Consider the following 13,783-nt stretch of genomic DNA (forward strand, 5'->3'; position numbering starts at 1 on the left):
TAGAATGGAGTGTTAGTATGACGGATACTCTCTTTATGGAAAAGGCGATTGAGCTCGCCTTAAATAATGTATTGACGAAACAAGGGGGGCCATTCGGGGCGGTCGTCGTCAAGGATGGAAAGATTGTTGGTGTGGGCCGAAATCAAGTGACAGGGACAAATGACCCTACTGCCCATGCAGAAGTACAAGCGATTCGAGATGCCTGCCGTAATTTAAATGACTTTCAGTTGAACGACTGTGAGATTTATACCAGCTGTGAGCCTTGTCCGATGTGTATCGGTGCCATTTACTGGGCTAGGCCTAAGGCTGTTTATTATGCCTGCACGAAACAAGAGGCAGCAAAGATTGGATTTGATGATCAATTTATTTATGAACAACTATCCCTGCCCGTCGAAAATCGAAAAATACCAATGAAAAAAATCTTTCCAACAGATGGAGACTTACCTTTTAGAACATGGGAGAATGCACAAGATAAAGTGGAATATTAATTTGACAAAAAGGATGTTGTCCTATGGAGAGAAAACAATTAATTAAACGAATCTCTGTATCCTCCAAAAGAGAGCCAGCTGATACTGTTATTAAAAACGGAAAAATTATTGACGTTTTTACAGGGGAGATTATTGAAGGGGACCTTGCGATCGTGGATGGATATTTTGCTGGAATCGGTGAATATGAGGGAAAAAAGATGATTGATGCGAAGGGGCTATATATTTCCCCTGCTTTTATCGATGGTCATGTACACATTGAATCCTCAATGATCACGCCAAAGGAGTTTGCAAAGGTTCTCCTTCCGCACGGGGTGACTACAGTTGTTGCCGACCCCCATGAAATTGCCAACGTATTAGGAACGGACGGAATACAGTACATGCTTGATTCCTCGGAACATCTACCGTTTGACTTTTTCTTTATGCTTCCTTCCTGTGTTCCAGCAACCGAATTTGAAACTTCCGGTGCTACTCTCAATGCCGCGGACCTTAAACCGTTTTATCTCGAGTTGCGCGTACTAGGACTAGCTGAAGTCATGAATTTCCCGGCAGTCTTAAAGGCAGAACAGGAAATGCTTGAAAAAATCTTACAAGCTAAACAATTCGGTAAAAAAATTGACGGCCATGCGGCAGGCTTATCAGCCAATGATATTAATGTTTATATGGCTGCTGGGATTCGAACCGATCATGAAAGTACAACAGCCGCGGAAGCAAAAGAACGTCTCCAAAGAGGAATGTATTTAATGATTCGCGAAGGGACAGTGGCTAAGGACTTGCAACAATTGATAACAATCGTCAATGAGCGTAATGCCAGAAGATGCTTATTTGTCACCGATGATAAACATTTAGACGATCTTGTTCATGATGGAAGCATCGATTACAACGTGAGACTTGCTATCGCCACAGGCCTCTCACCTATTACCGCCTTTCAAATGGCCACCATCAATGCAGCCGAATGCTTTGGACTCGAAAATAAAGGAGCGATTGCCCCCGGATACAAAGCTGATTTCTTCCTGTTTGATGACATGAATAAAATTAATATTAGAACTGTTTTTAAAGATGGGAAGGCTGTTGTCAATAATGGTCAACTGACTATGGATTTAAACACCCAAACTTTCGTTGAAACAGAGCGATTGAGAAATTCAGTTCGTTACCATGAGCTAACAGAAAAGCATTTCCATATTCCTTTAAGAACGAACAAAGCAAATATCATTGAAATTATTCCAAATAGTCTAGTAACTCGTCATCTGATTGAAAAGGTTGAAAAGAATGATGGCGGGTTCTTTCAAACTTCTATAACCAATGACCAATTAAAGCTAGCCGTAATTGAACGCCATCACCTAAAAAATCAAATCGGTTTAGGTATTGTTAAAGGATTGGGGCTAAAATCCGGTGCCATTGCCACAACCATCGCCCATGATTCTCATAATCTTATTATTGCAGGAACGACAGATGATGATATGGTAATGGCCACAAAGGCGATCAAAGAAATGCAAGGCGGTCTGGTCGTTGTCAACCAAGGAGAGGTCATTGCTTCATTGGAACTATCCATTGCGGGTTTAATGTCCGATCGGCCATATCAAGAGGTGTATTCTGGTCTTAAAGAAATCAATCTTGCTCTTCAAAAACTGGGAGCAAATCATCACTTTAACCCGTTTCTAACCTTATCTTTTTTAGCACTCCCGGTCATACCAGAATTAAAACTTACAGATAAGGGGTTGTTTCTAGTCAGTAAATTTAAACATATCGATCTTGATGCAAATGAAGTGTAATAAAAACATCCTCTTGCCATTTGGGCTGAGAGGATGTTTTGGTGTATTTGCCCTTATAAAGCAACAGAATCCTGATTTTCAATTTTTCTATTATAATACCTATTGAGAAAGTGACCATTTAAGGAAGCAAGGATCTGCTGAAATAGCATGCCGACAACCACTGGCACCGCTACTGCGGCTGGAAAGTAGGAAACAGCGATCACTGCACCTGCACTTATATTTCTCATTCCGCCAGTGAAAGTTAGCGAAATAATGTTGGCGCGTCCACCTTTAAAAAATTTCCCTATTAAAAACGAAAACAAGTATCCAGTCAATGCAATCAAAAAGACGGTCAACGTAATGCTAACTAATTTAAGATTAATATTTTTTAAGTATGGTGCTACAACTGCTCCATTAAGCATGACTACAAAACCCAGGCATATTTTTGAAAAGGGAGCAAGGCGTGTTCCCAATTGGTCTTTAATTTTCCCCTTGGTCACTTGGTTTAAATACATACCTATCAGCGAGGGGATAACGACCATTCCCAATAGTCCCTTCATAATACTGATATAGTCCATCTCAATGGTTTCACCCATAAATAACGATAGCGAATAAGGAACAATAATGGGTGAAAGCAAGGTATCGATTAAAATAATCGATAAGACCAGCGGAATATTCCCTTTGTAAATGGCCACCCAAATGAAGCTTGTGACCCCTGTCGGGATTACCATTCCTAAAATTAGTCCTGTAATCGTATATATATCACCAGAAAAAACGAAATGACCTACACTCCAAGCCCATATCGGCATAAGAATATGGAGGATTAGCATCGCAATAAAAATGGGGAATGGATGAATAATTACCTCTTTTAACGAATGGAAATTGGAACTTAAACTTCCTGCGAAGGTCATAAATGCAAAAATCCATGGAATTAAGTAAGAAAAGTCCTTTAGATAGATACTGAATATTACTCCAGTCAATACACTAACCGGAGTGATTAATGGCATAATTCTTTCTAGTTGTTTATTAATCTTTTGCAACATGTTGAGAGTCTCCCTATTTATTTGTGAAGCAACTTACATTTGCCTTCCAAGCAGTAAGTCCCTCTAGAACAGTTACTATATAATTATAAAGAATACCACAATTTCTCTTCATCCTAAATCAAGTTGTCTTAAATTCTTTCGAAATACGAAAAAATATACATGTCAAATATCTACTAAAGATGTATAATAATTGCAATCTATTTACATTGTAATTGAAATGAGAAAGAAGTGAAACAGTTGGCAAAAGCGCAAAAATATCAGATATACATGCTATTAGTATTTGTAATGGCCACATGGGGGCTGAATGTCATTGCGACGAAAATCATTGTTACGGCCTTCATGCCGGAGACCATTACTGCACTAAGGGTATTCACAGCGGGCATCTGTGTATTTATCATCCTTGGTTTTCTAAAGAAAGTCAGGCTGCCCTCCAGAAAAGAGTTTCGGTATATTTTTTTCGCATGCCTTTTTAACGTGGTATGCCACCATTTCTTTTTGTCACTTGGGTTATTAAAGACTTCTGCAACAAACGGGGGTCTTATTTTAGGACTTGGTCCCTTGCTCACGACAATTGTTGCCTTTTTCTTATTAGGAACTAGGATCACGCTGATTCGATTGTTGGGAATCATAATGGGTTTTATGGGTGTTACGTTTATTGTGTTATTTGGAAATGATGAAGTAAGTACAGTTTCCAGTGGAGATATTTATGTGTTCTTGGCAATATTCGCTCAAGCATTTAGTTTTAGTTTAATTAAAAAATGTTCCGAAACTCTGGATCCACGTTTGATGACAGGTTATATGCTAGTGATTGGTTCCGTTATCTTATTTATCATTAGCCGTTTTACAGAACCAAATGGGCTGAAAGAAATTTCTCATGGTTCTGTCAGCGTTTGGATGATATTTTTTGCTTCCGCTATTATTGCCACGGCTCTTGGTCATATGATTTACAATAATGCCATCGGTAAAGTGGGTGTAGCTGAATCGGCTATTTTTATCAATTTCAACCCGTTCTTCGCCTTGATTGGTGCCGTTATTTTTCTCGACGAGCAGATTACAGCATCGCAAATATTTGGTTTTATCTTCATACTTGCAGGTGTTTTATTTGGATCTGGTGCGTTTGAGGAGTTCCTATCTCAATCCAAGCACAAAAAGAATCAATTATATTTGAATAAAGTAAAGGACTTGCATTAATGTGGCTCAAGCTTGAGTCACTTTTTTTGCCCTCAAAAAGCTCAATCCCAATACATCTCAAGTCTTAGACATAAATAAATCTCTGGTTCATTGAGGATAGCGAGAGAATTTCTTATTCTTAACTAGAAGAAGTAAGAAAAGGGGATGGAAAAAATGAAAAGAATTGTCATTCTGTTATTAGTCATCACTGGATTATATATTATCTACAATCAATCAGCTACATTCGATTGGTTTAGTAATTCAGGGAAGAATACTACCCAAGCAACAGTGACAGAGGATATTGATGTCATTGAAGTGAATATTTCCAGTGTAAGTACCACAATTATTCCAGAGGATCGGAAAGATGTGAAAGCCATCTACAACGGCAAAGATAAACTAACCGTTCGAGAGCACGGCGACGCCATTGAGGTTTCAGTTAAACATAAGGGATTTGGTTGGTTTGATTGGTCTCCTTTCTCAAAAAGGAAGAAATTAACAATCTATATCCCAGAAGATTATCACCGTGACATGCACATCAGTTTAGGTTCGGGTAATGTAAGTTTTTCAGGGAAATCCAAAAATAACCCGATTAATCTTGATGAATTAACGGTTGATATTGGTTCAGGCAATATGGACCTAAAGAACATGAACATCAACCATTTTGAACAAAATGTAGGGTCAGGAAATGTTGATATTAAATCACTACAAACAGAAACTGGCTCGTTTGATGTAAGTTCTGGCAGCCTTGATGTGAAGGAATACACTGGTGCTATTCATGCAAATGTTTCCTCAGGGGAACTTGATTTTCAAGTAGATCAACTGACAGATTCGATTGAAATTGATGTAAGTTCTGGAGATGTAAAACTAGACCTTCCTAACAATGCGGATTTCACATTAGACGGAGATGTATCCAGTGGAGATATCATTTGTGAACTCCCATTGACATCAAAAAATATTAAGAAAAGAAGCATCGAAGGCATTCATGGATCTGGTAAATACAAAATAGACCTAGATGTGTCCAGCGGAGATATTACAATCCGTTAAGTTTTAAAAGCGCGTGGATGTGCTAATCCAGCGTTTTTTTATTTTATTCCTTAATGGAACCATAATCCAAAAAGAATCATATTTTATCCTGGCTTGCGTTTTAAATATGGAAGGAGAATTACCATGTATTACTATCCATGCCAATATCCAGTCTACCCTCCATTGTCTGCCTATCCACCTCACATCGTATTCCAACCGTATCCAAGGAGTTATCCGCCCGTAGATGTAAAAATTTTCGAGGGCTCTATAAAGTCTTTTCGGCTATTAATGGACCAGGGGAGTATTTTGTTAGATCGTTTAGCCGATGTTGGCTTTGCTCGGAAAATGATGAGTGCAGCTCAACAAGGGAAAAAAGCAGAAGTTGACCGTTTAATTCGTTCCCTTGGATTAAAAGTACCTGTCGAAACTAACTTTACACCATCTGGCGTCCAATTCGAACTCTACACTTCACCGCAACAAAACAATCCTGAGAGCTGCTGCACATTAAAAGTGTCAATGAAATGGGGGAAGTAAAGAAATATTTATTAAAAAAGTGGTATCCCCAGCACACGCGGATACCACTAATTTTTTCATATCTAGAAAAAAGATATCTTTACTTATTTCCTTGGATCCACAAATTCAGGATAATCCGTAATAATTCCATCTACATCCATAGTTAAGAGAAATTCTGCTGCTTCAAGACTGCGCACAGTCCAGGATTGAATTTTCATGCCGTTTGCGTGTACTTGCTTGACTAATTCTTTCGTTACAATTCCGTAGCTTGGGTTAAAGTAATCAGCATATGCAGCAAATTCCTTTAATGATTGTTCAGATGTGTCCGCTCTATTCGACGTAAGGACACCAATCGGTACTTTAGGCAACAGGCTATTTATTTTTTTCATGGATTCAAAATTAAAGGATTGAATAATGATTTTTTCATTTTGCGGTTTATTCAAGTTACGATCTTTTAATTCTTGGGCTACCATTTCTTCAATTCCAGGATAGAGTTCAGGTGCCTTCAATTCTATTAAAATACCAATCTTCCCATGATAGCGGTCAAGAATTTCATCAAATGCAGGAATCTTTTCCCCTTTAAATTGTTCCCCTTTCCAGCTGCCTGCATCAAGACTTCTGATCTGGTCAAATGTTAAGTCTTTAACATACCCTGTACCATCTGTTGTTCTATCAACCTTTGTATCATGAATGATGACCAATTTCCCATCCTTGCTTCTTTGAACATCAATTTCAATATAATCTGCTTTCATGTCTACCCCTTTATCAAAAGCAGCAATGGTGTTTTCAGGCGCATAACCTGATGCTCCGCGATGGGCAACGGTATCCATTTGCCGCAGCTCCCCAGTTGTTTCTGCAGCAAATGCCTGTTGAAACGGACTAAATAATAAAGTAAAAGCAAGGCCCGTCCCCAATAAAATAGATTTTTTCATTTTTCCTCATCTCCCTTTTATATGTGTACTACATAGAAAATTGTATGAGAAAAATGTTAAGTCACTATGGTAATCTCATATAGTCATTATTAATATTATGTAAAAAAGTATAGGTACTTGTTCATTCCTTATTTTACAAAAAAGACATTCTTTTTCTTTTTGTTAAATTAAAAGAAGCAGAAACCGTATACGGCCCTGCTCTAAATTCTAGTTAATAAATGCTGTACGATAATAATTCAGGGCAGTCCCTCAGCCTTTTTCACTCTGATCCATCACTTCAATAAATATATTCTTGTTTCATAGGGTTTAAGAGTGAAATTTTTCCGTAATTTCTTATCCACACCGTCATAATTATGAAGAACAAGTTTAGACGTAGAAAAAGATAAACTTCCCGGGATACGATACCTGGTCGTTTTTCCACTGAAATTGTTAATAACAATCGCATGTTGATTGCCTAATTTGCGCGTGTACACAAACAACTTCGGATGATTCGCTGCTAACAAATCGTAGGTGCCATAAACAAACACTGGATTCTCTTTTCTCAAGCGAATTAATTTTTTATAAAAAGATAGGATTGAGTCTGAATCATTTACTTGTGCCTCGACGTTAATCTCTGTGTAATTCGGATTGACCCCAAGCCATGATTGCTCCGCAGTTGTAAATCCACCTTTGTTGGTTGCATCCCATTGCATCGGTGTCCGCGCATTATCCCGTCCCTTTTCCCAAATAACTTTCATAATTTCGTCATGGGAACGTCCTTTTGCCGTTTCAACATGATAGTAATTAATCATACCAACATCATTGTATTCTTCAATGGAAGGGAACTGGACATTCGTCATCCCAATTTCCTGGCCTTGGTAAATAAACGGGGTACCCTTCATTAGAAAATAAAGGGCTCCAAGCATTTTGGCACTCTCTTTCCAATACTCCTTGTCATTTCCCCAGCTAGAAACCCGGCGCGGCTGATCATGGTTTTCAATAAATAGGGCATTCCAGCCTCTGCCTTCCAAACCTGTCTGCCATTTGGTTAAAACCTTTTTCAACTTACGAACGTCAATAGACCCTTCTGCATCCTTATCCCACAGATCTAAAAATTCGAATTGAAATATCATATTAAAATAGCCTTTTTCTTCGCCTACCCATTGATCTGCCTCATTTAATCCCACACCATTTGCTTCCCCAACGGTCATGATGTCATAGTTTTTTATGGTTTTTTGCGAAAACTCTGTGAGGAACTCATCAATTCCATCCACATTCATCATTTTAGGAAAACAAGGTACGTAATCTAAGTGATCAGGGTTTGGCATATCAGGGAATCCTGGTTCTTTTTTTATATGTGAGATGGCATCGACACGGAAGCCGTCAATCCCTTTTTCCAGCCACCAGTTTACCATTTCGTATAAAGCATCCCTTACCTCAGGGTTTTCCCAATTCAAATCAGGCTGACGTGCGGAGAAGATGTGCATGAAGTATTGTTCTGTTTCTTTATCATATCTCCAAGCGGGCCCACTGAAAATCGACTCCCAATTGTTCGGCGCCTTTCCATCTTTACCATCACTCCAAATGTACCAATCACGTTTAGGGTTGTCTTTTGAGGAGCGTGACTCGATAAACCATGGATGTTCGTCGCTCGTATGATTGATGACCAAATCTAGGATTAATTTCATCCCACGCTGATGAACGCCTTCCAGCAGTTCGTCAAAATCAGCCATCGTCCCGAATTCATCCATAATATCCTGGTAATCGGAAATATCATAACCATTGTCGTCATTTGGTGATTTGTACATCGGAGAGAGCCAAATGACATCAACGCCCAACTCTTGTAGGTAATCTAGTTTGGTAGTCACCCCTTTTAGATCACCAATCCCATCGCCATTGCTATCCATAAAACTACGGGGATACACTTGATAAGCGACACTTTCTTTCCACCATTTTTTGTTCACTTGGGCACCTCAGTTCTAGACCGAATTCATTTATTAGCTTAAAAATTCTTGTATGCCTCTCAATCTAAACCCACCACATTTGCGAAACCGATTCCTCAATTAAGACCGATTTCAAATTGGTTACTGCCCGATTGAAACCTTCATTAATCGACATAATTGGATCTTCATGTTCGATACTGACCACATAATCATATCCGTAGGTTCGGAGTGCACTCATCATATCAGACCATTCTTTTAGGCTATGTCCACAGCCAACCGAACGGAACGACCATGCCCTCGTTTTCACTTCTCCATACGGCTGCATATCCGTTAATCCATACATATTCACATTTTCCTGATCAATGTACGTGTCTTTGGCATGGAAATGATGAATCGCATTTTCCTTTGCCAAAATTTTAATCGCTGCCACCGGGTCAATGCCTTGCCACCATAAGTGACTTGGGTCTAAATTAGCGCCAATGGCATCACAGGTCTCCTCACGAAGCTTTAAAAGTGTATATGGAGTGTGAACTAAAAATCCTCCGTGAAGTTCAAGCCCTATTTTTACATTGTGGTCTTTAGCAAATTGACCAACTTCCTTCCAATAAGGAATCAGTTTTTCTTCCCATTGCCACTTTAATACATCGCCATACTCATTCGGCCAAGGCGTAACTGGCCAGTTTGGGTATTTAGCTCCTTCATGGTCGCCTGCTGTACCAGAAAAACAGTTAACAACCGGAACTTTCAGCAATGAAGCAAGTTGAATTGTTTTTACGAGTGTTTCGTGCGAGTTTTTAGCAAATTCTTTTTCAGGAGAAATTGGATTTCCATGGCAGCTGAAGGCACTAATCGTTAGTCCACGCTCTTCTACTTTTTGAATATACTCTTGGCGCGCCGCTTCACTCTCCAATAACGTGTCTAAATCACAATGGCTATTACCAGGATAGCATCCAGTTCCGATTTCAACCGCATGTAGTCCTGCACCTTTAACTGTATCAAGCATTTCCTCGAATGATTTTTCAGCAAATAAAACGGTAAAAACGCCTAGTTTCATAATGAATTTCCCTCACTCTCATAAATACGATCAATGATTTGTGAAACTTGAAGTGCCTCTTCAGGCTTTACCACTAGTTCTGCAATTCCAAGACAGGCATCGATAAAATTTTTCGCTTGCGGCACACCCGGATCTTCCTTGCCAGGAAGCCAGGCGGCCTCACTATTTAAAAGCATTCCGTGTTTCGTTGTAAAAAGTTCAAATGGAAAGACGCTTAAACCGCCGTCCGCTCCGGAAATGCTGACATTCGCCTGGTCGTCCTTGATATTCGCCGCCCAAGAAGTTTCAAATAGCATCGATGCGCCATTTTCAAATTTCATATAGGCGGTGACATGATCATCGACATTAAAGGTTTCATGATCAAACCTACCCCATTGGTTCACCTGATTCGGCTGTTTACTTAATGTGTTATATGTGGTGCCTGACACCGCGGTATGTTTTGGATTTCCCATCAGCCAAAGCGCTAAGTCGAGAAGGTGACAGCCAAAATCAATCAGGCTGCCGCCTCCTTGAAGGTCTTTATTGGTAAAAACCCCCCAGCCTGGTACCTTGCGGCGCCTTAATGCTTGGACTCTCACGACTAGCGGCAACCCTACTTCATCCATTACCTTCTTAGCCGCCTGTGCTTCTTTCATAAAACGGTAATGGTAGGCGATCGCCAGAACTTTGTCCGCTTGTTTGGAAGCAGCGACCATTGCCTCGCATTCTTCGAAGCTAAGTGCCATCGGCTTCTCACATAGAACATGAACCCCAGCATTAAATGCGGCGATGGTAATCTCAGCGTGAAATTTATTTGGCGTACAAATACAAACCGCATCCACTTCTGGAAAAAGATCTAGATAATCCTCAAACGCATTAGGGATGTTATACTTCTCAGCTGTCTCTCTCGCTCGGTGGATATTCACATCGCTTAAGGCCGTTATTTCACAAATATCACTTAACTGTAAAAAAGCCGGGATATGGCGGCCCTGTGCAATACCGCCAACCCCGATAATTCCTATGCGAAGTTTTATCATTGTTCTCTCACTCTTACAATTTGTTTTGTTTCATTTGACTCAAGCGCTGCTAAAATAACCTCTAGTGATTTCATCCCTTCTTCACCGGGTACAAGCGGCTCCTGATCGTGAAGCACGGAATCTACAAAATGATTGATAACATGAGAGGTTCTTTGTCCACCCGCGTCATTGGACTGGATTTTCCCTAGCTGATAATTAACCACTTCTCCGTTCGAATATTGAACAACAAGTGAATTGGTTGGATCATCCTCTAATCGTAAAATCGCTTTTTCACCATATATAATAGTAGAATTATCTTCTTTACTTACATAAGCCCAGCTTGCAGCAAGTGTTCCGATAATCCCGCTTTCTGTTTTTAACACACAAACGGCATTGTCATCAACATCGGCAAATTCCTTAGCGCTCGTTTCAACAAAAGCACCTACTTCAACAATTTCTTCTCCTAGCACATAGCGAAGCAAATCGGTCTTATGAACACCTAAATCGCCCATCGCCCCAACGAATGCTTTTTCCTTTTGGAAAAACCATCCTTCTTTGCCTTCGACACTCCAGCCTTCTGGACCGCCATGTCCGAATGCCGTACGGAAGCTATAAATTTTGCCAATTTCCCCGCTTGCTATTAACTGACGTGCTTTTTGATGAGACGGAACGAAACGTTGATTATGGGCAATCATTAACTTTTTGCCGCTCTCTTTCGCTGCGGCAATCATCGCTTTTGCTTCTTGCTTCGAAGTCGCCATTGGTTTTTCACAAAGAACATGTACACCTGCATTTAATGCCGCAATCGAGATTGGCGCATGAAGATAGTTCGGTGTACAAACGCTGACGACGTCCACTTCAGCATTTTTCAATAATTCTTCATAGCTTGTATATGCTGCTGCTCCGAATTTTTCAGCTACTTGATTTGCCCGCTCTTCGTTAATATCACAAACAGCTACAAGCTCTACCTGATTATTTGCTTTATATTCTAGTAAATGACGGTGCTGAGCAATACTGCCGCATCCGATTACTCCGACTCTTAATTTTCCCATTGTTATTTGCCTCCTTTAATTGCTTCTAGCGGTTTTGCATTTCCATAAACTGGACGCTCACGTTTTACTGGCTGCGCCCATTTCACCGCATTAATAATGACGCGTTGAATGTGTTCGTTATGATAGGTTGGATAGGTTTCATGTCCAGGTCTGAAGTAAAACACTTTTCCATTCCCGCGTTTGTATGTACAGCCACTCCGGAAAACTTCGCCGCCTTCAAACCAGCTTGTAAAAATCAACTCATCAGGCTGAGGGATATCAAAATGCTCGCCATACATTTCTTCTTTTTCTAACTCAATATATTCAGAGATTCCTTCTGTAATCGGGTGGCTTGGACTTACAACCCAAAGACGCTCTTTTTCATCCGCTTCACGCCACTTTAAATCACAGCTTGTTCCCATTAATGTTTTAAAGATTTTCGAAAAATGGCCGGAGTGAAGAACAATTAGTCCCATTCCATCAAGGACACGCTGCTGAACTTTCTGCACAATTTCATCTTTTACCTCACCATGTGCCAGATGTCCCCACCATACTAATACATCAGTATTCGCTAGTACTTCATCCGTTAAGCCATGCTCCGGCTCATCAAGAGTAGCTGTTCCTGCTTGGATACCTTCAATCTGAAGGAAATCAGCGATTGTCCCGTGGATGCCGTTCGGATATATATCCCTTACAACCGGATTTTTTTGCTCGTGACGGTTTTCATTCCATACAGTTACTTTCAACATGATCAACCTACTCCTTTTTATCTTTTATTTACCTTTTATTTTAGAGAATAAAGAAATTAATGAAACGGCTTACATTGACAGATAGGGTGGAAAATATTGAACTCCATCGTTATCTATTTGAAAGGAAATTTCCGTCATCTTAATCCTCCAATTCTATAACATTACTTATTTGATTCCATCTTAAACTTTGTCTCTACAAATAAACATAGATGATATAATTGAAACATCTACTATTTTGCTATTTTATTTTTTCTAAAGGTGGGCATATGATGACAAATATATTATTCTGCGGCTATTCCTTTCACACAAATGGATATCATGCCCAACATAAATCCGGATACCCTGCGTATCTTTTTCGCCTGCAATCAGAAGGTGTCTGTGAAGTAGTGGTAAAGGGCAGTAAGATGGAACTCGAGAAAGGAGACCTTCTCCTCATTAAACCAGGGGATCACTATGAACTGCTGGTTAAAGCGGGACAAAACAGCGGGGATTATCACATAGTCTGTGAAGGAGCTTGGGTGGACGAGTGGTGGAGCCGTTCCGCTAAGCCGCCTGTCTCCCGAATCGATCTTGATGAAAAACTGCTCTCCTTATGGCGTCAAATCATAAACGAAAAACGCCGTCCATCCTCGAGCCAAAACGAAGAACTCACCGTTTATTTGCTGCGAGCACTCTGTTTATACCTGGAACGAGGTGTCAACGAAACGGTTCCTACCTTCAATCACCCGTATACCGTCACACGGATAATGAGGTACATTGAAGAGCATGCCCTAACACCATTTAGAGTGGAGGATGTGGCACGCCATGCTGGCCTTAGCGTTTCGCGTTCCGTTCATCTTTTTAAAAGCAGTGTCGGGAAAACGATGATTGAATATGCCTTAGAAATCCGTTTATCCGCTGCAGTCGAGCGAATGAAATACACATCCATGACACTTGAACAAATTGCCGAAGATTGCGGCTTCGGCAGCTATCCATATTTTCACAGGGTATTTCATAAGAAATATGGCATGGCCCCTGGGGCGTATAGGCGTCTGGAATACTAGAATACTAGAATTCAAGAACAGTAAATAGTAATTGAATGAGTTATTAAAAGCAGACGGTATAGCGGGAATCTT

Annotated in this window: 13 protein-coding genes; 6 read left to right on the plus strand and 7 right to left on the minus strand. The window is 40.1% G+C overall.

What is annotated here, in order from left to right:
* Positions 1–17 precede the first annotated feature (17 nt).
* Together ACE198_RS16225 and ade are read left to right on the plus strand one after the other, a co-directional pair.
* Positions 18–488: a nucleoside deaminase gene (locus tag ACE198_RS16225; RefSeq protein ID WP_375376241.1), complete on the plus strand. Its 471-nt coding sequence runs from the start codon at positions 18–20 to the stop codon at positions 486–488.
* Positions 489–511: 23 nt separating this feature from the next.
* Entirely contained in the window at positions 512–2,257 is a 1,746-nt protein-coding gene (gene ade, locus ACE198_RS16230) for an adenine deaminase (RefSeq protein ID WP_375376242.1), read from the plus strand.
* 53 nt (positions 2,258–2,310) lie between these two features.
* On the opposite strand, the gene ACE198_RS16235 is transcribed toward ade, so the two are convergent.
* Positions 2,311–3,279: a bile acid:sodium symporter family protein gene (locus ACE198_RS16235; RefSeq protein WP_375376243.1), complete on the minus strand. Its 969-nt coding sequence runs from the start codon at positions 3,277–3,279 to the stop codon at positions 2,311–2,313.
* Positions 3,280–3,507: 228 nt separating this feature from the next.
* Between ACE198_RS16235 and ACE198_RS16240 the strand changes: the two genes are divergently transcribed.
* The 3 genes from ACE198_RS16240 to ACE198_RS28040 all read left to right on the plus strand — a co-directional run bounded on the left by ACE198_RS16240 (position 3,508) and on the right by ACE198_RS28040 (position 6,006).
* Positions 3,508–4,470, plus strand: a complete 963-nt coding sequence (locus tag ACE198_RS16240) for a DMT family transporter (protein ID WP_375376244.1) — start codon at positions 3,508–3,510, stop codon at positions 4,468–4,470.
* 153 nt (positions 4,471–4,623) lie between these two features.
* Complete coding sequence (gene liaG, locus ACE198_RS16245; protein ID WP_375376245.1) at positions 4,624–5,493, plus strand: LiaG family protein; 870 nt, start codon at positions 4,624–4,626, stop codon at positions 5,491–5,493.
* A 123-nt stretch (positions 5,494–5,616) separates the two neighbouring features.
* On the plus strand, positions 5,617–6,006 hold the full coding sequence (locus ACE198_RS28040) for a YuzC family spore coat inner layer protein (RefSeq protein ID WP_483870352.1): 390 nt from the start codon (positions 5,617–5,619) through the stop codon (positions 6,004–6,006).
* Positions 6,007–6,089: 83 nt separating this feature from the next.
* On the opposite strand, the gene ACE198_RS16255 is transcribed toward ACE198_RS28040, so the two are convergent.
* The 6 genes from ACE198_RS16255 to ACE198_RS16280 all read right to left on the minus strand — a co-directional run bounded on the left by ACE198_RS16255 (position 6,090) and on the right by ACE198_RS16280 (position 12,668).
* Positions 6,090–6,917 carry a glycerophosphodiester phosphodiesterase gene (locus ACE198_RS16255; protein ID WP_375376247.1) on the minus strand — a complete coding sequence of 276 codons (828 nt, stop codon included), beginning with the start codon at positions 6,915–6,917 and terminating at the stop codon, positions 6,090–6,092.
* Positions 6,918–7,189: 272 nt separating this feature from the next.
* Positions 7,190–8,860 (minus strand): glycoside hydrolase family 13 protein, encoded by a 1,671-nt coding sequence (locus tag ACE198_RS16260; RefSeq protein ID WP_375376248.1) that lies wholly within the window; start codon positions 8,858–8,860, stop codon positions 7,190–7,192.
* 64 nt (positions 8,861–8,924) lie between these two features.
* The gene (locus tag ACE198_RS16265; protein WP_098575824.1) at positions 8,925–9,893 is read right to left on the minus strand and encodes a sugar phosphate isomerase/epimerase family protein; all 969 of its coding nucleotides are present in this window, start codon (positions 9,891–9,893) and stop codon (positions 8,925–8,927) included.
* Positions 9,890–10,909: a Gfo/Idh/MocA family protein gene (locus ACE198_RS16270; protein ID WP_375376249.1), complete on the minus strand. Its 1,020-nt coding sequence runs from the start codon at positions 10,907–10,909 to the stop codon at positions 9,890–9,892. Before ACE198_RS16270 ends, ACE198_RS16265 begins: the two co-directional genes overlap by 4 nt.
* Positions 10,906–11,940 carry a Gfo/Idh/MocA family protein gene (locus tag ACE198_RS16275; protein ID WP_098575826.1) on the minus strand — a complete coding sequence of 345 codons (1,035 nt, stop codon included), beginning with the start codon at positions 11,938–11,940 and terminating at the stop codon, positions 10,906–10,908. Before ACE198_RS16275 ends, ACE198_RS16270 begins: the two co-directional genes overlap by 4 nt.
* 2 nt (positions 11,941–11,942) lie before the next feature.
* Positions 11,943–12,668, minus strand: coding sequence for a ThuA domain-containing protein (locus ACE198_RS16280; protein WP_098575827.1), 726 nt, complete (start codon positions 12,666–12,668; stop codon positions 11,943–11,945).
* 266 nt (positions 12,669–12,934) lie between these two features.
* Here ACE198_RS16280 and ACE198_RS16285 point away from each other — a divergent pair, with 266 nt between their 5' ends.
* The gene (locus ACE198_RS16285) at positions 12,935–13,711 is read left to right on the plus strand and encodes an AraC family transcriptional regulator (RefSeq protein WP_098575828.1); all 777 of its coding nucleotides are present in this window, start codon (positions 12,935–12,937) and stop codon (positions 13,709–13,711) included.
* The last annotated feature ends 72 nt before the right edge of the window (positions 13,712–13,783 follow it).

It is taken from the genome of Neobacillus sp. KR4-4 (genome assembly GCF_042136325.1).
Classification (GTDB): Bacteria; Bacillota; Bacilli; order Bacillales; family Cytobacillaceae; genus Neobacillus.